At 70.3% G+C, this 21,210-nt stretch carries 18 protein-coding genes and 3 tRNA genes; 10 read left to right on the forward strand and 11 right to left on the reverse strand.

What is annotated here, in order from left to right; translation table 11 throughout:
* Positions 1–127: 127 nt before the first annotated feature.
* Positions 128–973, reverse strand: coding sequence for a hypothetical protein (locus tag GTY58_RS21590; RefSeq protein ID WP_010985559.1), 846 nt, complete (start codon positions 971–973; stop codon positions 128–130).
* Positions 974–1,200: 227 nt separating this feature from the next.
* Here GTY58_RS21590 and GTY58_RS21595 point away from each other — a divergent pair, with 227 nt between their 5' ends.
* Positions 1,201–2,286, forward strand: a complete 1,086-nt coding sequence (locus tag GTY58_RS21595) for a Glu/Leu/Phe/Val dehydrogenase dimerization domain-containing protein (protein WP_010985560.1) — start codon at positions 1,201–1,203, stop codon at positions 2,284–2,286.
* 299 nt (positions 2,287–2,585) lie between these two features.
* Entirely contained in the window at positions 2,586–2,837 is a 252-nt protein-coding gene (locus GTY58_RS21600; protein WP_010985561.1) for a DUF3073 domain-containing protein, read from the forward strand.
* 147 nt (positions 2,838–2,984) lie between these two features.
* On the opposite strand, the gene purM is transcribed toward GTY58_RS21600, so the two are convergent.
* From purM to purS, 7 genes are all read right to left on the reverse strand, one after another.
* Positions 2,985–4,079, reverse strand: a complete 1,095-nt coding sequence (gene purM / locus GTY58_RS21605) for a phosphoribosylformylglycinamidine cyclo-ligase (RefSeq protein WP_010985562.1) — start codon at positions 4,077–4,079, stop codon at positions 2,985–2,987.
* Between the two features lie 32 nt (positions 4,080–4,111).
* Positions 4,112–5,638, reverse strand: coding sequence for an amidophosphoribosyltransferase (gene purF, locus GTY58_RS21610; protein ID WP_037647620.1), 1,527 nt, complete (start codon positions 5,636–5,638; stop codon positions 4,112–4,114).
* A gap of 85 nt (positions 5,639–5,723) precedes the next feature.
* Complete coding sequence (locus tag GTY58_RS21615; RefSeq protein WP_010985564.1) at positions 5,724–6,599, reverse strand: META domain-containing protein; 876 nt, start codon at positions 6,597–6,599, stop codon at positions 5,724–5,726.
* A gap of 156 nt (positions 6,600–6,755) precedes the next feature.
* The gene (locus tag GTY58_RS21620) at positions 6,756–7,553 is read right to left on the reverse strand and encodes a maleylpyruvate isomerase family mycothiol-dependent enzyme (RefSeq protein ID WP_010985565.1); all 798 of its coding nucleotides are present in this window, start codon (positions 7,551–7,553) and stop codon (positions 6,756–6,758) included.
* A gap of 214 nt (positions 7,554–7,767) precedes the next feature.
* Positions 7,768–10,026 carry a phosphoribosylformylglycinamidine synthase subunit PurL gene (purL, locus tag GTY58_RS21625; protein ID WP_010985566.1) on the reverse strand — a complete coding sequence of 753 codons (2,259 nt, stop codon included), beginning with the start codon at positions 10,024–10,026 and terminating at the stop codon, positions 7,768–7,770.
* Positions 10,023–10,727 carry a phosphoribosylformylglycinamidine synthase subunit PurQ gene (purQ, locus tag GTY58_RS21630; RefSeq protein ID WP_010985567.1) on the reverse strand — a complete coding sequence of 235 codons (705 nt, stop codon included), beginning with the start codon at positions 10,725–10,727 and terminating at the stop codon, positions 10,023–10,025. The genes purL and purQ overlap by 4 nt, the downstream gene beginning before the upstream one ends.
* Complete coding sequence (gene purS, locus GTY58_RS21635; RefSeq protein WP_010985568.1) at positions 10,724–10,990, reverse strand: phosphoribosylformylglycinamidine synthase subunit PurS; 267 nt, start codon at positions 10,988–10,990, stop codon at positions 10,724–10,726. Before purS ends, purQ begins: the two co-directional genes overlap by 4 nt.
* A 359-nt stretch (positions 10,991–11,349) precedes the next feature.
* Between purS and GTY58_RS21640 the strand changes: the two genes are divergently transcribed.
* From GTY58_RS21640 to GTY58_RS21675, 8 genes are all read left to right on the forward strand, one after another.
* On the forward strand, positions 11,350–11,667 hold the full coding sequence (locus GTY58_RS21640) for an Lsr2 family protein (RefSeq protein WP_010985569.1): 318 nt from the start codon (positions 11,350–11,352) through the stop codon (positions 11,665–11,667).
* A gap of 200 nt (positions 11,668–11,867) precedes the next feature.
* A tRNA-Gly gene (locus GTY58_RS21645) sits at positions 11,868–11,939 on the forward strand.
* 79 nt (positions 11,940–12,018) lie between these two features.
* Positions 12,019–12,094: transfer RNA gene (locus tag GTY58_RS21650), tRNA-Gly, on the forward strand.
* A gap of 170 nt (positions 12,095–12,264) precedes the next feature.
* The gene (locus GTY58_RS21655) at positions 12,265–13,278 is read left to right on the forward strand and encodes an ATP-binding cassette domain-containing protein (protein WP_010985570.1); all 1,014 of its coding nucleotides are present in this window, start codon (positions 12,265–12,267) and stop codon (positions 13,276–13,278) included.
* Positions 13,275–14,054 (forward strand): ABC transporter permease, encoded by a 780-nt coding sequence (locus GTY58_RS21660; protein WP_010985571.1) that lies wholly within the window; start codon positions 13,275–13,277, stop codon positions 14,052–14,054. The genes GTY58_RS21655 and GTY58_RS21660 overlap by 4 nt, the downstream gene beginning before the upstream one ends.
* A gap of 28 nt (positions 14,055–14,082) precedes the next feature.
* On the forward strand, positions 14,083–15,339 hold the full coding sequence (locus GTY58_RS21665) for a histidine kinase (protein WP_010985572.1): 1,257 nt from the start codon (positions 14,083–14,085) through the stop codon (positions 15,337–15,339).
* The gene (locus GTY58_RS21670) at positions 15,336–15,983 is read left to right on the forward strand and encodes a response regulator transcription factor (RefSeq protein WP_042493364.1); all 648 of its coding nucleotides are present in this window, start codon (positions 15,336–15,338) and stop codon (positions 15,981–15,983) included. The genes GTY58_RS21665 and GTY58_RS21670 overlap by 4 nt, the downstream gene beginning before the upstream one ends.
* Positions 15,984–16,006: 23 nt before the next feature.
* Positions 16,007–16,082: transfer RNA gene (locus tag GTY58_RS21675), tRNA-Gly, on the forward strand.
* Between the two features lie 51 nt (positions 16,083–16,133).
* Here GTY58_RS21675 and GTY58_RS21680 read toward each other — a convergent pair.
* The 3 genes from GTY58_RS21680 to GTY58_RS21690 form a co-directional block, all read right to left on the reverse strand.
* Positions 16,134–17,033, reverse strand: a complete 900-nt coding sequence (locus tag GTY58_RS21680) for a phosphoribosylaminoimidazolesuccinocarboxamide synthase (RefSeq protein ID WP_010985574.1) — start codon at positions 17,031–17,033, stop codon at positions 16,134–16,136.
* Between the two features lie 203 nt (positions 17,034–17,236).
* Positions 17,237–18,781 (reverse strand): N,N-dimethylformamidase beta subunit family domain-containing protein, encoded by a 1,545-nt coding sequence (locus tag GTY58_RS21685; RefSeq protein ID WP_010985575.1) that lies wholly within the window; start codon positions 18,779–18,781, stop codon positions 17,237–17,239.
* A 162-nt stretch (positions 18,782–18,943) separates the two neighbouring features.
* On the reverse strand, positions 18,944–20,917 hold the full coding sequence (locus GTY58_RS21690) for a hypothetical protein (RefSeq protein ID WP_202498211.1): 1,974 nt from the start codon (positions 20,915–20,917) through the stop codon (positions 18,944–18,946).
* Positions 20,918–21,210 lie beyond the last annotated feature (293 nt).

The raw sequence follows: 21,210 nt of genomic DNA on the forward strand, positions 1-21,210 counted from the left end.
GGGCCAAGGGTTGCGACTTCACCATGGCTCAGAGGTCACGATTCGTAGAATTCCGGCGCACACGTCACACGCCACCCGTCACGGGCAGGCCGCACCCCGGCCGTGGGTCACACGTCACCCGCCCGGCTCAGTTCGCCGAGCGCCGGTCCCGTACCGACCGCCAGCGCTCCACCAGCCGGCCGTACGCCTCGCCCGCCGCGGCCCCGTCCCCGATGCGCAGCGCCTCGATGCCCGCCGCGACGTCCGCCGCCGAGTGGTCCCCGTCGAGGTGCCCGGCCGGCAGGACATGCACGAGCCCCCCGTAGTCCAGCTCGACCAGTGAGCGCGGGTGGAACTCCTCCAGCCACCGGCCGACGTCCAGCAGACCGTCGATGAGCGGACCCTCGTCGATCGTGTCCTTGAGGGTCCTCAGGCCCCGCGCCACCCGCCGCCGCGCCTGCACCATCGGCGTCCGGTAGCGCAGCACCGGCGGCACCTCGCCCGCCCCCTTCTCGTACTTCCGCTCCTCGTCGGAGACCAGGACGAACCAGTTCAGCGGCACCTGCCAGGTCGACGTGCGGATCCACGGCCGTGCGTCGGGGTTGCGGGCCAGCCAGCGCTCGTAGTCCTGGGCGGCCTGACGGCGTACGAGCGGCGGCAGAACCGCGTCGAGGACCGGTGCCGGAAACTCCTCCGCCAGCTCCCCCAGGGCCTGCCAGCCGCGCAGCCGGGTGCGCCAGGGGCAGACGCAGACCACGCCCTCGACGTCGAGGACGAACGCGTCACCGCTCTCGTGGACGGGCACCGGGATGGGTGGGGTGGGCAGCAGGTCGGCCAGGGACCGCCGCAGCTCGTCCTGGTAGGAGGGGCGCTCCCGACGCCGCGCGTAGCGCGCCCAGTGGCCGCGCTCCGGCTCCGGGAAGGCCGCCAGCGGCTCGTACACGCGCAGGTACGACGCGTACGGGACGATCACCGAGGACACCTTCTTGGGCACGCCTGCTCCCTCCCCCACGGACCCGGCACGAAACCGTCCGCTCCCTGGCCGAGGGAGCGGGAAACCGCTGCAAATCGTCCCACGTCCCGCCCGGACGTACTCCGGAGGAGGGTGATCCTGAGCACGGCGCGGTTGGCAGGCGCATACACGCTCTACCCTCGTGCCACGAGGCCCGCCACCCGTACGGGACTCACCCCTTCAACCGCCGCTACCTGGGAGTCACCACCGTGACCGATGTATCCGACGGCGTCCTGCACACCCTGTTCCGCTCGGACCAGGGGGGGCATGAGCAAGTCGTGCTCTGCCAGGACCGGGCCACTGGTCTCAAGGCCGTCATCGCCATCCACTCCACCGCCCTGGGCCCCGCCCTCGGCGGTACGCGCTTCTACCCGTACGCGAGCGAGGAGGAGGCCGTCGCCGACGCGCTGAACCTCGCGCGCGGGATGTCGTACAAGAACGCCATGGCCGGCCTCGACCACGGCGGCGGCAAGGCCGTCATCATCGGTGACCCCGAGCGGATCAAGACCGAGGAGCTGCTGCTGGCCTACGGCCGGTTCGTGGCCTCGCTCGGCGGGCGGTACGTCACCGCGTGCGACGTCGGTACGTACGTCGCCGACATGGACGTCGTGGCGCGCGAGTGCCGCTGGACGACCGGGCGCTCCCCGGAGAACGGCGGCGCGGGCGACTCCTCCGTGCTGACCGCCTTCGGTGTCTTCCAGGGCATGCGGGCCTCCGCCCAGCACCTGTGGGGCGACCCGACGCTGCGCGGCCGCAAGGTGGGCATCGCGGGCGTCGGCAAGGTCGGCCGCCACCTGGTGCGGCACCTGCTGGACGACGGCGCGGAGGTCGTGATCACGGACGTGCGGACCGACTCCGTACAGCGGATCCTCGACCAGCACCCGACGGGCGTCACGGCCGTCGCGGACACCGACGCGCTGATCCGGGTGGACGGGCTCGACATCTACGCCCCGTGCGCGCTCGGCGGGGCCCTGAACGACGACTCCGTCACGGTGCTCACCGCGAAGATCGTGTGCGGCGCGGCCAACAACCAGCTCGCCCACACGGGCGTCGAGAAGGACCTCGCCGACCGCGGGATCCTCTACGCGCCGGACTACGTGGTGAACGCGGGCGGGGTCATCCAGGTCGCCGACGAGCTGCACGGCTTCGACTTCGACCGGTGCAAGGCGAAGGCCGCGAAGATCTTCGACACCACGCTGGCCATATTCGCACGTGCGAAGGAAGACGGCATTCCGCCGGCCGCCGCGGCCGACCGGATTGCCGAGCAGCGCATGGCGGAGGCCCGCCGGGGCTGATCGCGGGCCGCCGGTACGCCCTTGTCAGGGACTCGCCGACGGGCGCGGGGAGAGAACTCTCACGTCGGTCGGCGGGTCGGGCGCCAAGAAGAGGTTAAAATCGCGGTTGACCAGCGGGGAAAGGGCACCTCGCGGGTTCTGGGCATCGGCACGTGCTGCGGGCGACGTACCGTATGGGCGTGGGCTCAGGTACCGTGGAAGCCCTACGGACCGGTCTCTCCACGGAGAGCCCGTTCCAGATCATGAACGCGTGTCAAGACTCTGGGGCCGTCGAGCCCCGTATCTGAGGGGGTCGAGCCATGGGGCGCGGCCGGGCAAAGGCCAAGCAGACGAAGGTCGCCCGCCAGCTGAAGTACAGCAGCGGCGGGACTGACCTCTCGCGTCTGGCCAATGAGCTGGGCGCTTCGACTTCGAGCCAGCCGCCGAACGGCGAGCCGTTCGAGGACGACGACGAAGAAGACGACCCGTACGCTCAGTACGCGGATCTTTACAACGACGACGAGGACGAGGACGACGAGTCCGGTCCCACGTCGCAACGCCGCGGCGCTTGACCGCGCGGCCTTCGCAGTTCTCATAGCGACTGCACCTCACCCGGTCCGGGGCCTCTGCGCCGGACCGGGTTTCGTGCTGCCCTGCTTCGTGACTGCTTCCTGCCTTGCTTCGCGGCGCCTTTTTCCGCCGGCGCTGCGGTTCGCGCGTCAGTTCGCGTACGAGCCGATGAGCGCCGCGCCCGTCTCGTGGTCGCCGCGGTCGGTGATCTCACCGGCGACCCAGGCGTTCACACCGCGGTCCGCGAGGGTGGCGAGCGCGACGTCCGTGGACTCCTCGGGGAGGATCGCGATCATGCCGACGCCCATGTTCAGCGTCTTCTCCAGCTCCAGGCGCTCGACGTCGCCGGTCCTGCCGACCAGGTCGAAGACCGGGTCCGGGGTCCAGGTCTCGCGGTCGACGACGGCGTGCAGGCCGTCCGGGACGACCCGGGCCAGGTTGGCCGCGAGGCCGCCACCGGTGATGTGCGAGAAGGCGTGCACCTCGGTGGTGCGGGTCAGCGCCAGGCAGTCCAGCGAGTAGATCTTGGTGGGTTCCAGGAGCTCCTCGCCGAGCGTGCGGCCGAACTCCTCGATGTGCTGGTCCAGGCTCAGCTTCGCCCGCTCGAAGAGGACATGCCGGACGAGTGAGTACCCGTTCGAGTGAAGCCCGGAGGCCGCCATGGCGATCACCGCGTCACCCTTACGGATACGATCCGCGCCGAGCAGGCGGTCGGCCTCCACGACGCCCGTACCCGCGCCCGCGACGTCGAAGTCGTCCGGACCGAGGAGGCCGGGGTGCTCGGCCGTCTCGCCGCCCACCAGGGCGCAGCCCGCGAGCACACAGCCCTCGGCGATGCCCTTCACGATGGCGGCGACACGCTCGGGGTGAACCTTGCCGACGCAGATGTAGTCGGTCATGAAGAGCGGCTCGGCGCCGCACACCACGATGTCGTCCATGACCATCGCGACGAGGTCGTGCCCGATGGTGTCGTACACACCGAGCTGCCGGGCGAGGTCCACCTTCGTGCCCACGCCGTCGGTGGCGGACGCGAGCAGCGGGCGCTCGAAGCGCTTGAGGGCGGAGGCGTCGAAGAGACCGGCGAAGCCGCCGAGGCCGCCGAGGACCTCGGGGCGCTGGGTCTTCTTCACCCACTCCTTCATCAGCTCTACGGCGCGGTCACCCGCTTCGATGTCGACGCCCGCGGACGCGTAGCTGGCACCGGTGCCAGGGGACGGAGTCCCCTGATCGAAAACAGCAGACATTGCCTGGGATCTTTCGGGTTGGTGAGGGGGCCTCAGGGGCGACGGATCGCGTCGGCCGCGGCCGTGGCGGCGGGACCCGCCGCCAGCTCGGTCTCCAGAAGCTGCTTGCCCAGCAGTTCGGGGTCGGGGAGATCCATCGGGTACTCGCCGTCGAAGCAGGCCCGGCAGAGGTTGGGCTTGGCGATCGTGGTCGCCTCGATCATGCCGTCGATGGAGATGTACGAGAGGGAGTCGGCGCCCAGCGAGGTACCGATCTCCTCGATCGTCATGCCGTTGGCGATCAGCTCGGCACGGGTGGCGAAGTCGATGCCGAAGAAGCAGGGCCACTTCACGGGGGGCGAGGAAATCCGGATGTGGACTTCCGCCGCACCCGCTTCGCGGAGCATCCGCACCAGCGCGCGCTGGGTGTTGCCGCGCACGATCGAGTCGTCGACGACGACCAGGCGCTTGCCCTTGATGACTTCCTTGAGCGGGTTCAGCTTGAGGCGGATGCCGAGCTGGCGGATCGTCTGCGAGGGCTGGATGAAGGTCCGGCCGACATACGCGTTCTTCACCAGGCCGGCGCCGAACGGAATGCCGGAGGCCTCCGCGTAACCGATCGCGGCGGGGGTGCCGGACTCCGGCGTCGCTATCACCAGGTCGGCCTCGGCGGGCGCCTCCTTGGCGAGGCGACGGCCCATCTCGACCCGGCTGAGGTACACGTTGCGGCCGGCGATGTCCGTGTCGGGACGGGCCAGGTACACGTACTCGAAGACACAGCCCTTGGGCTTCGCTTCCGCGAATCGGGAGCTGCGAAGGCCGTTCTCGTCGATGGCGACGAACTCGCCCGGCTCGATCTCGCGGACGTAGCTGGCGCCGCAGATGTCGAGGGCGGCGGACTCCGAGGCGATGACCCAGCCGCGCTCGAGGCGGCCGAGGACCAACGGGCGGATGCCCTGCGGGTCGCGGGCCGCGTAGAGGGTGTGCTCGTTCATGAAGACGAGGCTGAAGGCGCCCTGGACCTGCGGGAGGACCTTGGCGGCCGCCTCCTCGATGGTCAGCGGCTGGCCCTCGTCGTCCCGCTGGCCCGCGAGGAGCGCGGTGACGAGGTCCGTGTCGTTGGTGGCCGCGACCTTCGGGGAGCGCCCGTTCTCCTTGGGGAGGTCGGCGACCATCTCGGCGAGCTGCGCCGTGTTGACCAGGTTGCCGTTGTGCCCGAGCGCGATCGAACCGTGCGCGGTGGCGCGGAACGTCGGCTGGGCGTTCTCCCAGACGGAGGCACCGGTGGTCGAGTAGCGGGCGTGACCGACCGCGATATGACCCTGGAGCGAACCGAGAGAGGTCTCGTCGAAGACCTGGGACACGAGACCCATGTCCTTGAAGACGAGGATCTGGGAGCCATTGCTGACCGCGATACCCGCGGATTCCTGGCCCCGATGCTGGAGGGCGTAGAGCCCGAAGTAAGTGAGCTTGGCGACCTCTTCGCCCGGAGCCCAGACACCGAAGACGCCACAAGCGTCCTGGGGGCCTTTCTCACCGGGGAGCAGATCATGATTGAGTCGACCGTCACCACGTGGCACGCCACCGAGTGTAGGCGAGATCGTGCACCGTTCCGAATCCGGTGCGTTCTGCAACCAGTTGTCCGGACATCGGGGTGGACTGGGGTCACCTGTCGGCGATCGCTCCGATACCCTCGCCGTTTTCGCTGGTCAGCGTGATGGCGCGGTGGTCGATGCGGTAGCTCACCGTGCTGTCGAACAGCTTCAGCAGGCTTTTCTCGGTCGTCATGAGTGAGCCGGAGCACATCTGGCGGGTGGTGCGGGGGGCGCCGAGGGTGATGTGACTGCCGCGTACGGTGGCCATGGCGGAGACGCGGTTGCAGCCGAGGCTGCCGCTGACGGTGCCGACCTCCTTGTCGCCGCGCTCCTTTTCGCCGCTCTTCTTGTCGCCGCTCTCGCTCTTCTTGGTGAAGGTGAGCCAGGCCTTGCCGTCGGCCGCCGCGGGGAGCGACTGGGCGACGTCGCCGCCGATCAGGGAGTTGACCGTCCACTTGGTGCCGTAGAGCGGGGCGTCCTTCTCCTCGGTGAGGTGGACGCGGTCGCCCTTGGCCGTGGTGAGCGTCAGCTTTCCCTGGCCGGCCTCGGCGGTGAGCGGGCCGGCGGCGAGGGCGCGGGCGAGGGTCGTCTCGAACTCCATCGGACGCTTCTCGCAGGCCATCTCGGTGCTGAGCGTTCTGCTCAGGGTGATGCGGTCGCCCTTGAAGGTCGCGGTCGAGTGGAAGCTGTTGCAGCCGTAGTTGCCCGTGGCCCGGCCGTCCTCGGCGATCTCCACATGGGCGCCGTCGGGTGCCTGGTGGGTGGTGCCGTTCACGGTCACGCTGTCCACGGTCCAGTGGACGCCGGTGACGGACGGTTCGGTGTCCGCGCCGACGGAGCTGCTGCCCGTACCGCCGCCCTTCTCATTGCCGCAGGCCACGGCCAGCGGGAGCAGGGTCAGGGCGGTGAGGGTCAAGGCCGGGAGTGTCAGTCGCTGCCTGTACATGCCGGTTGGACGGGGCGGGTGGGGTGATTGGTTCCGCTCCGGGCGGCCACGCGTGCTCGGGTCAGCTTGTGGCCAGCTCGTGTCAGCTTGTGGCCGGCTCGGGTCAGCTTGTGGCCGGCTGGTGGCCGGCTCGGGTCAACTCGTGACCGGCTCGGGTCAGCTCATGAGGGGGAGCAGTCCGCCCAGGTCGGCCCGCTCGCCGCTCGCGCTGACCTGGGCGTCGTCGAGCGCGGTCGTCCAGTCGAGGCGGCCTGTCGCGAGCCGGATCCAGGTGAGCGGGTCGGTCTCCACGACGTTCGGCGGGGTGCCGCGGGTGTGCCGGGGGCCTTCGACACACTGCACGACGGCGTACGGAGGGATGCGCACCTCGGTGGAGGCGCCGGGTGCCTTCACGGCCAGCGCGTCGGCGAGCAGCCGGGTGCAGGCGGCGAGGGCCTGGCGGTCGTACGGGATGTCGAGGCCGGGGACGGACCGGTTGAGGTCGTCGGTGTGGACGACGAGTTCGACGGTGCGGGTGACGAGGTAGTCGCCGAGGCTCATGGGGCCGGTGCCCGTCAGGAGCAAACGGGTGTCGGGGTGCGCGGCCAGCCGCTCGGTGAAACGCTGCTCGGTGACGGCGAGGAAGGCGTCCAGGTCCGGGTGACCGGCGGCCGGCTCGCGGCTCGTGTCGGCGATCGCTTCGGCGTTCACCGCGGTCACGAACGGCCAGTCCAGCAGCGTGACTTCCTGTTTCGGTGGCGCGGGCCTGTCGATGAACTTGTTGACGGCCTCGATGGCCATCGTGGTGTGCGCGGCCAACTCCCGCACATTCCAGTCCCCGAGGTGCGTGGGCCGCGCCAACTGCTCGTCGTCAAGGGCCCTTACGCCCTCTCGTACGTTCCCGAACTGGGCCAGTACCGCCGCCCGGATCCTGGCGGGGTCGTAGGTGCGGGTGCGCTTCTTGGCCGGGGGCATGATCCTCAGCCTAGGCCCTGACCGCGTATCCGCTCAGGCCCTTCTTGGGTGGCGACCAGGAGATCATGCACCTGACGAGCGAACGGCTCCGGGTTCAACCGAGGGGTCGCGCCTCGCCCATCTCCAGGAACTGACGGCGTACGGCGTCCACGGCGGAGTACGGGCGAAGGCCCTGCCCGGAGTCCGGGCAGGGCCTTCGGCGACGTACCGAATCTCAGGCCAGCAGCGCCGGGATCGTCTCCTCGTGCGCCTTCCGCAGCTCGGCCAGCGGGAGCGTGAACTCGCCCTGCACCTCCACCGAATCGCCGTCGACGACACCGATACGGGTGACGGGCAGCCCGCGCGCCCCGCACATGTCGTTGAACCGGAGCTCCTCCGAGCGCGGGACGGCGACGACCGCACGGCCCGCCGACTCCGAGAACAGGAAGGTGAAAGCGTCCAGACCATCGGGAACGACCAGCCGCGCGCCCTTGCCGCCGAGCAGCGCCGACTCCACCACGGCCTGGATCAGACCGCCGTCGGACAGGTCGTGCGCGGCGTCGATCATGCCGTCGCGGGAGGCCGAGATGAGGATCTCGCCGAGCAGCCGCTCGCGCTCCAGGTCGACCTGCGGCGGCAGCCCGCCGAGGTGGTCGTGCACGACCTGCGACCAGGCCGAACCGCCGAACTCCTCACGCGTGTCGCCGAGGAGGTAGAGCAGCTGCCCCTCCTCCTGGAAGGCGACGGGGGTGCGGCGGGCGACGTCGTCGATGACGCCCAGCACGGCCACGACCGGCGTGGGGTGGATGGCCACCTCGCCCGTCTGGTTGTAGAGCGAGACGTTGCCGCCGGTCACCGGGGTGCCCAGCTGCTGGCAGGCGTCGGCGAGTCCGCGGATGGCCTCGGCGAACTGCCACATGACGGCCGGGTCCTCGGGCGAGCCGAAGTTCAGGCAGTCGGAAACGGCGAGCGGCTTGGCACCGGTCGTCGCCACGTTGCGGTACGCCTCGGAGAGGGCGAGCTGCGCGCCCGCGTACGGGTCGAGCTTCGCGTACCGGCCGTTGCCGTCGGTGGCGATGGCGACGCCGAGCCCGGACTCCGCGTCGATGCGGATCATGCCGGAGTCCTCGGGCTGGGCGAGAACCGTGTTGCCCTGCACGAAGTGGTCGTACTGGGAGGTGATCCAGGACTTGGAGGCCTGGTTCGGGGAGGCGACCAGCTTGAGGACCTGATCCCTCAGTTCCTCGCTCGAAGACGGCCTGGGCAGCTTGTTCGCGTCGTCGGCCTGGAGGGCGTCCTGCCACTCCGGACGGGCGTACGGGCGCTCGTAGACCGGACCGTCGTGCGCGACCGTGCGCGGGTCGACGTCGACGATCTTGCCGCCGTGCCAGTAGATCTCGAGGCGGTCGCCGTCCGTCACCTCACCGATGACGGTGGCGATGACGTCCCACTTCTCGCAGATCGCGAGGAAGCGGTCGACCTTCTCCGGCTCGACGACCGCGCACATGCGTTCCTGCGACTCGCTCATGAGGATTTCCTCGGGCGAGAGGGTGGAGTCGCGCAGCGGTACGTCGTCCAGCGTCACGCGCATGCCACCGGAGCCGTTGGACGCCAGCTCGCTCGTCGCGCACGACAGACCGGCCGCGCCCAGGTCCTGGATGCCGACGACGAGCTTCTCGGCGAAGGCCTCCAGGGTGCACTCGATGAGCAGCTTCTCCTGGAAGGGGTCGCCGACCTGGACCGCGGGGCGCTTCGACGGCTTGGCGTCGTCGAAGGTCTCGGAGGCCAGGATGGAGGCGCCGCCGATGCCGTCGCCGCCCGTACGGGCCCCGTACAGGATGACCTTGTTGCCGGCACCGGACGCCTTGGCGAGGTGGATGTCCTCGTGCCGCATGACGCCGATGGCACCGGCGTTGACGAGCGGGTTGCCCTGGTAGCAGGCGTCGAAGACGACCTCGCCGCCGATGTTGGGCAGGCCGAGGCAGTTGCCGTAGCCGCCGATGCCCGCGACGACACCGGGCAGCACGCGCTTGGTGTCGGGGTGGTCGGCCGCACCGAAGCGCAGCGGGTCCACCACGGCGACCGGCCGGGCGCCCATCGCGATGATGTCGCGCACGATGCCGCCGACGCCGGTGGCCGCACCCTGGTAGGGCTCGACGTACGAGGGGTGGTTGTGCGACTCGACCTTGAAGGTGACCGCGTACCCCTGGCCGACGTCCACCACGCCCGCGTTCTCACCGATACCGACGAGGAGGGCGTCGCTCTGCGGGGCCTTCTCGCCGAACTGGCGCAGGTGGACCTTGGACGACTTGTACGAACAGTGCTCGGACCACATGACCGAGTACATGGCGAGCTCGGCACCGGTGGGCCGGCGGCCGAGGATCTCCACGACCCGCTCGTACTCGTCCTTCTTCAGGCCGAGTTCGGCCCAGGGCAGCTCGACGTCGGGGGTCGCGGCCGCGTGCTCGACCGTGTCCAGAGGCGTGCGGCTCATGCGTTGACCAGCTTCTTGAGGATCGAGGTGAAGAAGGGGAGGCCGTCGGTACGGCCCGTACCGATCAGCGGCTCGACGGCGTGCTCGGGGTGCGGCATGAGACCGACGACGTTCCCGGCCTCGTTGGTGATGCCGGCGATGTCGCGCAGCGAACCGTTCGGGTTGCCGTACCCGTCGGCGGCCGCGCCACCGACCACGTACCGGAAGGCGACCCGGCCCTCGGCCTCGAGCATGTCGAGGGTCCGCTCGTCGGCGACGTACCGCCCGTCCATGTTCTTCAGCGGGATGTGGATCTCCTGGCCGGCCTCGTAGTCGCTGGTCCAGGCGGTGTCCGCGTTCTCCACCCGCAGCTTCTGGTCGCGGCAGATGAAGTGCAGATGGTTGTTGCCGAGCATCGCGCCGGGGAGGAGGTGGGCCTCGGTGAGGATCTGGAAGCCGTTGCAGATGCCGAGGACCGGCATTCCCGACTTCGCCTGCTCGATGACGGTCTCCATGACCGGCGAGAAGCGCGAGATGGCGCCAGCGCGCAGATAGTCGCCGTACGAGAATCCGCCGGGCAGCACCACGGCGTCGACCTGCTTGAGGTCCTTGTCCTTGTGCCAGAGAGCGACAGGTTCGGCGCCGGCGAGCTTGATCGCGCGCTGGGTGTCCCGGTCGTCGAGGCTGCCCGGGAAAGTGACGACGCCAATACGAGCGGTCACTTTCCGGCCTCCACCTTCTCGTCCTCCACCTTCACGGTGAAGTCCTCGATCACGGTGTTGGCGAGGAAGGATTCCGCAAGTTCACGGATGCGGGTGAGCGCGGCGTCGTCCACCGGTCCGTCCACCTCGAGTTCGAATCGCTTTCCCTGACGTACGTCGGAGACACCTTCGAAACCGAGACGCGGCAGTGCACGCTGCACCGCCTGGCCCTGGGGGTCGAGGATCTCCGGCTTGAGCATGACGTCGACTACGACGCGTGCCACTGGCACTCCCGGTGTGTGGTGCTGAGCAGGTCCCTTCAGACTACCCGCACAAAATTTCTACCCGCGTAGATTCGTAGAATCCTACGTGACCGCCATCACGATCACGCATCGACGCGGGGGCCCACACGGAAAATTCTGGGAAAAACCGCAGAAGACCGGTAGGACTCCATTGCACGCAGACACGCTGAGGTATTCAGTCGGTCTTCACAATGCAATGCCGGGCACTGTACAAAGGAATTGGCAATAGCCGATACTTTCCCAATTACAGCCGGACAGTCGACATCTCCCCGACATCTCCATGCCGTCTCAGCACGTCGTGGTTGTGATCACGGAGGTGTCGCACGAAGGGACCGATATTCGTGGCGCAGCGTGTCGTGGTCACTCTCTCCGACGACATCGACGGCTCAGAAGCGGCGGAAACGATCGTCTTCGGACTGGATGGCAAGTCGTACGAGATCGACCTCAATCAAGCCAATGCGAAGAAACTGCGTAAGGCGCTGGCGCCCTACGTCGAGGCCGGCCGCAAGAAGGCGAAGTCCGGGAAGGCGTACACGCACACCGCGTTGACCCCCGATCCGGCCGCCGTCCGGGCCTGGGCCCGTTCCAACAAGCTGGAGGTTCCGCCGCGGGGCCGGATTCCGAAGAAGGTCTACGAGGCGTTCGCCGAGGCGCACTGACTTCGCGCCGGGGCGCACCGGCTCCGCGCCGGCCGTGCACCGGCTCCGTCCGCGGGGCACGCGTGGGCCGTCGGAGGGGGCTCGCCGACGGCCGGTCATCCACCCCCGCAGAGAACCGACTTGCGCTGCCCCCCTGCTGATCAGCTAGAGTCTGGAGCACGCCGAGGGGCAAGGCCGAAAGGCCCGGCTCCCGGAGTCACGCGGGTGTAGTTCAGTAGTAGAACATCCCCCTTCCAGGGGGAAGGCGCAGTGTGCAATTCCTGTCACCCGCTCTGCATCCCTTACCGACCACTCTTGTGGATCAGGTAGGGTGGTGCTCGCGCCGATCGGTGAGAGCCGGTCGGAGGCAATGCGGACGTAGCTCAGTTGGTAGAGCGCAACCTTGCCAAGGTTGAGGTCGCGAGTTCGAGCCTCGTCGTCCGCTCCAGAAAGTGAAGGCCCCGGTCAGTCGACCGGGGTCTTTCTCGTGTTCAAGGCGTTCCTCAGCTCATCCGCGGGCAGGCATTCCCCCGGGGGCTCCGCGCATCTGACATTTGTCATGCGGAGTGATGACACCACGCACTGCTGCGGCGCCTCCCCCGCGGGGACGCTGATTTCATGAACACGAGCGAGCACGAGCGTGAGCACGATCATGTGATTGAGGTCACTGATCTGCGGCGCGTGTACGGGGGAGATTTCGAGGCGGTCCGCGGGATCACGTTCTCGGTGGAGCGCGGGGAGCTGTTCGCCCTGCTGGGGACGAACGGCGCGGGCAAGACGTCCACGGTCGAGCTGCTGGAGGGCCTCGCGGCCCCGTCCGGCGGTCGCGTGCGCGTCCTCGGCCACGATCCGTACGAGGAGCGGGCGGCCGTCCGGCCCAGGACCGGCGTGATGCTGCAGGAGGGCGGCTTCCCGTCCGAGCTGACGGTCGCGGAGACCGTGCGGATGTGGGCGGGTTGTACGAGCGGCGCCCGGCCGGTGGGCGAGGCGCTGTCACTGGTCGGCCTGGAGCGCCGGCCCGACGTACGCGTGAAGCAGTTGTCGGGGGGCGAAAGGCGGCGCCTGGACCTCGCGCTCGCGCTCCTCGGCCGCCCCGAGGTCCTCTTCCTCGACGAGCCGACGACCGGCCTGGACGCCGAAGGCCGCCAGGAGACCTGGGAGTTGGTCCGCGAGCTGCGCGACGGTGGTACGACGGTACTGCTGACCACGCACTATCTGGAGGAGGCGGAAGGCCTCGCCGACCGGCTCGCGATACTCCACGAGGGGCGCATCGCGACCGCCGGTACGCCGGCCGAGGTGACCGCGGCCCAGCCGTCCCGTATCTCCTTCGACCTGCCCGACGGCTACTTCCTGGGGGACCTGCCCCCGCTCGCGGACCTCGGCGTGAGCACCCACGAGACGACGGGCCGCACGGTCCGGCTCCGCACGCACGAACTCCAGCGCACGGCCACCGCTCTGCTGCTGTGGGCACAGCGCGCCCAGGTCGAGCTGCGGGGGCTCGACGTGCGATCGGCGTCGCTGGAGGAGGCGTTCCTGCGGATAGCCCGGGAGGCAGCCGGAGACCGTCCGGGCCGGCCGGGACGCACGGACGTGTCAGGGACCACCGCGAGCGGCAAGGAGGCCGTGGCATGAGCACCGTCGCGCCCACCACCCCGGCAGGGCGGCTGCGCGCCCTGGCGCGGGCCGAGACGATGCTGCTGACCCGCAACAGGGGAGTGATCGTCACAGCCCTGTTCGTCCCCCTGGCCCTGCCGTTCAGTGCGAAGCCGGCAGCCGACCAGATGGACCTCAAGTCCGAGGGATTCACCTTCGGCACGGTGATGCTCACGGCCGCGATCGGCTTCTCCCTGCTCTTCGCGGTGTATTCGGCCCTGGTCAGCGTCTATGTCTCACGCCGGGAGGAACTCGTCCTCAAGCGGCTGCGCACCGGCGAGCTCAGCGATCCCGAGATCCTCGTCGGCGCCGCGCTGCCCGCCGTCTGCATCGGCCTTGCCCAGTCCGTGCTCCTGGCTGTCGGCTGCATGGCGCTCCTCGACGCCGGCGCGCCCCGAGCGCCCCATCTCGTCGTCCTCGGCCTCTCGCTGGGTCTCATACTCTGCGCGGCTCTGGCGGCCGTCACAGCCGCCTTCAGCAGGACCGTGGAAAGTGCGCAGGTGACGGTGCTGCCCATGCTGTTCGTGTCCATGCTGGGCTCGGGCATCACGATCCCGCTGGAGGCTCTGCCCGACCGTGCCGCCTCGGTCTGCGAGTTGCTGCCGCTCTCCCCGGCGATCCGGCTGCTACGCGCGGGCTGGACCGGCGGCCTCTCGATGTACGACACCCTGGGCGCCGTCTGCACGGGCGTGGCCTGGATCGTGATCGCGGTGTTTGCTGTACGACGGTGGTTCCGGTGGGAGCCGAGGCGCTGAGCGCCGCAGTGATGGGGGGAGGCAGAAGATGAGCACACCCAGGGCCTGGTGGCGGGGGAAGACCACTCCGGCGAAGGTCGAGACGTATACGCGGTGGTCGTTCCACTTCTTCGGACTGATCGAGATCTCCGCGATCGGGCTCGTGGCCTTCGGCAGCGTGCCGGAGCCGTTCTCGGTGCTGGTGCTCGTTGCTGTGTGCGCGCACGCCGCCCTGTGCATGGCGACGGCTTCCCAGGCGCTCGACTGGACGCGCGGCCGCCGGGAACAGCCGATACGCATGCTCGGCGCGCTGGGCGCGGCCACCGCGCTGATCGGCATCGGCGCGCTCCTCCTCGCGTCACACGGTCCCGGCGGCACGGACGCGGCGGGCGCGGCGGGCACGGTCTTTGTGGCGGTGCTGGGGTTCGGCGCCGGCACCATGGCGCTCGGCATCCGTAACAGGCGGCGCATGCTGTCGATGGTGGCGGGCTTCGCGGTGGGTGCCGGGAGTGTGTCGTTCCCCCTGGGCCTGTCCGGGCCGGTGGCGCTGGCCACGGCCATCGCGGTACTGGTGACCACCGGGTTCCTCGCCTTCAGCTCGGCGTTCTCCGTCTGGCTGCTCGACGCCGTCTACACACTGGACGAGGCCCGCGAGACCCGGGCCCGGCTCGCCGTCGCCGAGGAACGGCTGCGGTTCGGGCGTGATCTGCACGACGTGATGGGGCGCAACCTCGCGGTGATCGCCCTCAAGAGCGAACTCGCGGTCCAACTCGCCCGGCGCGAGCGGCCCGAGGCGGTGGAGCAGATGATCGAGGTGCAGCGGATAGCGCGCGAGTCACAACGGGAGGTGCGCGAGGTGGTGCGCGGTTACCGCGAGGCCGATCTCGGCACGGAACTCGCCGGCGCGCAAGGCGTGTTGACGGCCGCGGGCATCGACTGCGAGGTCAGCGGATCAGCGGCCGGGCTGCCCGCGCCGGTCCAGTCGGCGCTCGGCTGGGTGGTGCGCGAGGCGACCACCAACGTGCTGCGGCACGGGAACGCCGCACGCTGTGTGGTGACCCTGCGGACGGTGGAGGGCCATGTCGTGCTCACCGTGGAGAACGACGGGGTACCCGACTCCGCGCCGGGCGGCGGATCCGGGCTGGCGGGTCTGCGGGAGCGGCTGTCCGTGGTCGACGGCACGCTGCGGGCCGCGCCCTCCGGGGAGGGGCTGTTCCGGCTGACCGCGCGGATTCCGCTTCCGGCACCGCCCGCGCCCCCACTGTCCACGCCTGTCCTGCCCTCGGTGAGTGAGGTCACTCCATGACGTCCGTTCCGTCCGCCCCGCACTCGTCGGCCCAGGCTCCGGTGCGGGTGCTGCTCGCCGACGACGAGCATCTGATCCGGGGGGCGCTGGCCGCGCTGCTCGCGCTGGAGGAGGACCTGCTGGTGGTGGCCGAGGCGGCGACCGGCCCGGAGGCGCTCGCGATGGCGCGGGCACATGCGCCCGATGTGGCCGTGCTGGATCTCCAGATGCCGGGGGCGGACGGTGTGAGGGTGAGCACATCTCTGCGCGCCGAACTGCCCGGCTGCCAGGTGCTGATCGTGACGAGTCATGGGCGGCCGGGGCATCTGAAGCGGGCGCTTGAGGCGGGTGTGCGCGGGTTCGTCCCGAAGACCGTCAGTGCCCAGCGGCTGGCGGAGATCATTCGTACGGTGCACGCGGGAAATCGTTACGTGGACCCGGAGTTGGCCGCCGACGCGATCTCCGCCGGGGACTCGCCGCTGACCGTGCGGGAGGCGGAGGTGCTCGAATTCGCCGCCGACGGGGCGCCCGTCGCGGAGATCGCCGAGCGGGCCGCCCTGGCGGAGGGGACCGTGCGGAACTATCTGTCGTCGGCCGTGTCGAAGCTCGGCGCGGAGAACCGTCATACGGCGGTGCGCCTCGCGCGTGAACGAGGTTGGGTATAGTTGCTCTCGCGCCACGGCGCCGTGCGGACGTAGCTCAGTTGGTAGAGCGCAACCTTGCCAAGGTTGAGGTCGCGAGTTCGAGCCTCGTCGTCCGCTCCACGAAGAAGCCCCCGACCTCAGGTCGGGGGCTTTTCGTTGTGCCGTTGCGGGCTACGACCAGTTCGCGCCCGTGAGGCGCTCGTACGCCTCCACGTACTTCGCGCGGGTCGCGTCCACGACGTGCTGAGGCAGGGGCGGCGGGGGCTGCTCGCTCTTGCGGTCCCAGCCGGACTCCGGCGAGGTCAGCCAGTCGCGGACGAACTGCTTGTCGAACGAAGGCTGCGCGCGGCCCGGCTCCCACTGGTCGGCCGGCCAGAAGCGGGAGGAGTCCGGGGTGAGGACCTCGTCGGCGAGGACGAGGGTGTCGCCGTCGAAGCCGAACTCGAACTTGGTGTCGGCCAGGATGATGCCGCGGCGGCGGGCGATGTCGCGGGCGCGGGCGTAGACGGCGAGAGTCGTCTGGCGCAGCTTCGCCGCCGTCTCGGCGCCGACCTGGCGGGCGACCTCCTCGTACGAGACGTTCTCGTCGTGCTCGCCGACCGCGGCCTTGGTGGCGGGCGTGAAGATCGGGCCCGGGAGTTCCGAGCCGTCGACGAGGCCCTCGGGGAGGGCGAGGCCGCAGACGGTGCGGGTCTCGTTGTACTCGACGAGGCCCGATCCGGTGAGGTAGCCGCGCGCGACGCACTCCACGGGCTCCATCTTCAGGGACTTGCAGATGAGGGTGCGGCCCTGCCAGTCGGCGGGGGCGCCGGGCGGGAGCTCGGTGCTCAGGACGTGGTTCGGGGCCAGGTCGACAAGCCGGTCGAACCACCAGAGGGACAACTGGGTGAGAACGCGACCCTTGTCGGGGATCTCGGTCGGCAGCACCCAGTCGAATGCGGACAAACGGTCGCTGGCGACCATCACGAGGTCGCCCGCCTCGTTCTGGTACAGGTCGCGCACCTTGCCGGTGTGCAGATGTACCAGACCCGGCACCTGAAGGGGCTCGGGCTTTTCGACGAATCCGGACACGGTTCCTCCCCGTGGTTCTGTCCAAGTGGCTCAATTCTCCCGTATGCGGGGAGTGATCTTGGCCAGGAGCGGATGCGGAGGCGTGGCGGTCGTACGGGCGGGGTCCGGTGGACGTGCGCGGGCGGGGCCTGGTGGTCGTGCGCGGGCGGGGTCCGGTGGACGTGCGCGGGCGGGGCGGGGGCGGTCGGGTCGGAGCCCCGTCGTCAGTCGTGTTTGCAGATGCGGTCCAGGAGGTTGGCCGTGGCCCGCTGGATTCGTGTGTCGACGTGGCCGGGGCGGTCCAGGGCCGGGGACCAGGCGAAGGTTCCGGCCGCGAAGACCAGGGCGCCGGACGGGGCCCGGTAGAGCGAGGTCTCCTGGTGGCGGGTGCTGCCCTCGCTGTCCTGGTAGGGGGAGTGGGAGAGCAGGATGCGGTCCTGGTGCTCCGGGAGCGCGGTGCGCGGGAAGTAACGGTCGGCCTCACCCGCGACCAGGCCGCCGATCTCCTCCCCCTCGTACGCGCCGGACGCCTCCCACAGCCAGTGGTCGGCGTTGCGGACGATCATGGGGTGGGGTTCGGGGACCCGTCCCGCGTACTGGATGCCGATCAGCTGCTGCTCCGGGCGATCGATTTCGCGCCACAGGGCGGGTTTTCCGGGGCCTCGGCGCTTGCGGCAGGTCAGCAGGCGGTCGGTGACGCCGGACGGGGACGGGCCCAACTCCACCTGCCAGTACATGGTGTTGGCGGAGAGGAAGACGAGGGACGTGCCGTGTTCGCGGGCGAGTTCCACGGTGCGGCGCATGTGCGTCGACCAGTACTCGTCGTGGCCGGGGAAGACCAGGCCGCGGTAGCGGGTGGGGTCGACGCGGCCGGCGTGCAGGTCGCGGGCGTCGGCGTAGGCGAGGTCGTAGCCGTAGCGCTCGGCCCAGCGGATGAAGTCGTAGGCGTGGCCGACGTGGAGCGGCAGGCCCGCGCCGGCGTACGGGCGGTCGAAGGAGACCGTGGTGGCGGCGTCGGCCTCGCCGAGCAGGCGGCCGGTCTCGTCCCAGGCGTGGTAGAGGCTGGCGCCCGTGTGGCCGTCCTCCGGGTAGAGGTTGTACGCCTGCCAGGTGATGTCGGGGAGCAGGAGGAGCAGGTCCGCCGGGTGGTTGTCGCGGACCGTGAAGGGGACGTGGGAGCGGTAGCCGTCGGCGGTGGTGAGGACGGCGACGTACGCGCCGATGCTCCAGTACGTCGGGATCTGGAGCCGCCAGGACAGCCACCAGTGGTGGCAGGAGACCGTGCGGTCGGCGGTGAGCGGGGGTGGCTGGACGATGCCGGAGAGCCGGGGGCTGGTGGTGATCTTGCATGCCCCGTCGCCGCCGTAGTGGCCGATGCGGTAGATGTCGACGCTGAATTCCTGGGGCGGGTCGACGGTGATGTGGAAGTCGATCGCCTCGCCGGGGGCGGCCGCGCCGGTGGCGGTGAAGCCCTTGATCTGGCGGTGGACGTCGTCGGCGGAGCGGGGGCCGCCGGCGCGGGGGTGGGGGATGGCGCGTGCTGCGCTCCCCGTGCGGGATGTCCCTCGGCCGTTGTCGCGGGCCGGGGTGTCGCCCTGGAGAGCGGTGGCTCCCGGGGCCGGGTCGATGTACCAGGGGACGACCTGGCCGGTGTCGTCGAAGTACTGCTCGTCGCCGCGCAGCCAGGGGACGGGGCCCTGGCCGAAGGGGTCCGTCACGGCGTGCGCCAGCGCGCCCGACTCCCAGCGGCGGATCTGCTCCGATCCCATGCGCCGTCCCCTCCCTCGTGCCCCCGTCAGCCGTCGTATGCCATTTCCATGTACGCGATCGGTCCCAGCACATCACATTACGCACCCAGTCCGTCACCGTTCGTCGCGAATTGACGTGACCGGAACCGCGGGCTCCGCCTCGGAGCGTGTGGCCCTGGGCCGTCAGACCAGGCGGACCGGCTTTTCCGGGCGGATGCCCGAGTGGTGGAGCCAGGATCGGAGGGGTGTGGGGTCGCCGTCCTCTATCAAGGTGAGGACTCGGGGGGTCAGGTCCGCGGCCCGTTCACCGTTGATCAGGAGGGTGGGGCCGTCGAGCCAGTCGAGGCCGGGTGTCGCACCCGCCGTGTCCATCGCGGCGCAGCAGATCATCGCCGTCACGTGGTCGGCGAGGATTTCCCGGCCCGATCTCGGGGGCTGGAGGGGGAAGAGAGGAAGCATTCCGTCGTCCCAGAGGGTTCGGTCGGGGCCTGTCTGCTCCGTGCCGCCGCCGCGTACCGGGGCCGCCGCCTCCTCGCGGGCCAGTTCCGCGCTGAGACCGGCCGCCAGCGTCGCCGTGCGTTCCGTTCCCAGAGTGCCTTCGTCCCCGTCCCCGTCCCCGTCCTTGTCCCCGTCCTTGTCCCCGTCCCTGCCGCCATCCCTGTCCCCGGTCCCGGTCCCGCTTCCGACCCCGCCCCTGTCCCCGTCGTCTCCGTCCTCGCCGTCGTGGTGGTGCTGCTGGTGCTCGTCGTCGTGGCGCTCGCGCGCGTCGGTGGGGACTGCGGGCTCGGTGGGGTCCGCCGCCGGACCAGCCGCTCCGGTCTTTTCCGGTCGGCCCCCACGAGGAGCGGAAGGAGCGGCGTGCCTGTCCGCGGGGGTGACCGTCAAGTGGTCCAGTACCCGGGACAGGGTCGGGGCGTCGGCGTCCCGGGTCGGCGGATGCGTGGTGACGTGGACGCCCTGGGCGTCCAGGACGCGGTGGAGGCGGGCCGCGTCCGTGCGCCATGTGCGGTCGACGACCTCGTCCGGGTACTCCTGCCACCCCACCGGCGCCCAGTCGGGACCGCACTCGGCGGGCCCTCCGTGGAACAGACGGGCGGCGAGGAGCGAGGCCGCCTCGTCCACCACACCGGGCTCTTCCAACAGGTCACAGGCCGGACGCTCGCCGAGGCGCGAGGTGAAGCCCTCGGCGAGGCGGTCCCGGCGCGAGAGTTCCGTCAGGGCCGCGACCACACCCGCGTCCAGGCGCGACGGCCAGCGGCCCATCCGCCAGGCCGGCAGCGCCACCCTGGTGAGCAGGCGGTCCCAGCCCGCGTACGCCAGGCCCACCTGTTCCTGGGCGACGATCCGCACGCCGTAGTCCACAGTCTGTGCACGCTCGGCCGCCGCGGCCGCCACTCCCCGCTCCATCTCCGCCGCATGGCCCCGGCAGCTGCGCAGCAGCAGGCGGGTCACCCAGCCGACCCCGGCCAGCACCGTACGGGCGAGGGGGCCACGGGTGGGCGCCGCGGTGACGGCCACCGCCGCGTCCAGCCCGCGTACGAAACGGCGGGCCGCGGCTATGTCGGGGTGCGCCGAGGGACCCGTACCTGCGACGACCGGGGCGAGGACCGCCCGCAGCTCGCCGACCCGCATCCACCACAGGAACGGCGAGCCGATGACGAGGACGGGGGCGATGGGCGGGCGGCCGTGCCGGGGGCCCGCGAGGCCTCGTATCCCGTCCGTGTCGTCGCCGGATTCGGCGGCCGGCGGGCTCTGGGCGCGGTGGGTGCGGTCCTCCAGCCAGCTGTCGCAGTCCGGGGTGAGCGCTATCGCCGAGGGGGCGGGGACTTCCAGACGGTCGGCCAGGTCACGCACCATGCGGTACAGATCGGGGGCCGAGTCCTCGGCGATCTGGACCGTGGGGCTCACGGCGGGGCGGGCGCGGGCGACGACCAGCGCGACGCCCGCGGCACAGAGCAGGACGACGACGGCCACGCCTGTGACGATCCAGCGCGTGACGCCCCAGTGACCACCGCTGATGTGGCCGCTGGTGCCGCCGGCGATCAGCACGACGGCGACGGCCGCGGGCAGCAGGGCGACGGCCAGCGCCCTGCTGCGGATGCGCAGCACGGCGAGAGCCCGGGAGCGCGCTGCCTGCACGCCCACCTCCACACCCATACCGGTCACGACCGGAGGTCACCCCCTACTGTTCCGCGCGGCGTGCGCTGTGACAGTCACCGTCACAGCGGTCGCCGCCGGATGCCCTGGCGTTGTTCACTCCCCCACTGTGGCACCCCTCACTGACATCGCAATGCCAGTGGGCCAAGTGCCGGAACGCTTGCGCCGCACCCTAGTTGGGCCCTTCGGCCTCGTCAGCAGGATGGGCCATCGGTCACTCGATGGAATGGCTTTGGGGAAAGGTGGATGACGCAGGGCAATGATCAGGCCTCGGTTCCGGAAACCCGCCGCGA

It is taken from the genome of Streptomyces sp. SID5469, assembly GCF_009862865.1.
Lineage (GTDB): Bacteria > Actinomycetota > Actinomycetes > Streptomycetales > Streptomycetaceae > Streptomyces > Streptomyces avermitilis.

Coding starts and splice junctions, on each gene's coding strand:
- GTY58_RS21600 (WP_010985561.1), top strand. CDS start 2,586: ATGGGGCGCGGCCGGGCAAAGGCCAAGCAGACGAAGGTCGCCCGCCAG.
- purM (WP_010985562.1), bottom strand. CDS start 4,079: ATGTCTGCTGTTTTCGATCAGGGGACTCCGTCCCCTGGCACCGGTGCC.
- GTY58_RS21615 (WP_010985564.1), bottom strand. CDS start 6,599: ATGTACAGGCAGCGACTGACACTCCCGGCCTTGACCCTCACCGCCCTG.
- GTY58_RS21620 (WP_010985565.1), bottom strand. CDS start 7,553: ATGCCCCCGGCCAAGAAGCGCACCCGCACCTACGACCCCGCCAGGATC.
- purL (WP_010985566.1), bottom strand. CDS start 10,026: ATGAGCCGCACGCCTCTGGACACGGTCGAGCACGCGGCCGCGACCCCC.
- GTY58_RS21655 (WP_010985570.1), top strand. CDS start 12,265: ATGAACACGAGCGAGCACGAGCGTGAGCACGATCATGTGATTGAGGTC.
- GTY58_RS21660 (WP_010985571.1), top strand. CDS start 13,275: ATGAGCACCGTCGCGCCCACCACCCCGGCAGGGCGGCTGCGCGCCCTG.
- GTY58_RS21665 (WP_010985572.1), top strand. CDS start 14,083: ATGAGCACACCCAGGGCCTGGTGGCGGGGGAAGACCACTCCGGCGAAG.
- GTY58_RS21670 (WP_042493364.1), top strand. CDS start 15,336: ATGACGTCCGTTCCGTCCGCCCCGCACTCGTCGGCCCAGGCTCCGGTG.
- GTY58_RS21685 (WP_010985575.1), bottom strand. CDS start 18,781: ATGGGATCGGAGCAGATCCGCCGCTGGGAGTCGGGCGCGCTGGCGCAC.
- GTY58_RS21690 (WP_202498211.1), bottom strand. CDS start 20,917: ATGGGTGTGGAGGTGGGCGTGCAGGCAGCGCGCTCCCGGGCTCTCGCC.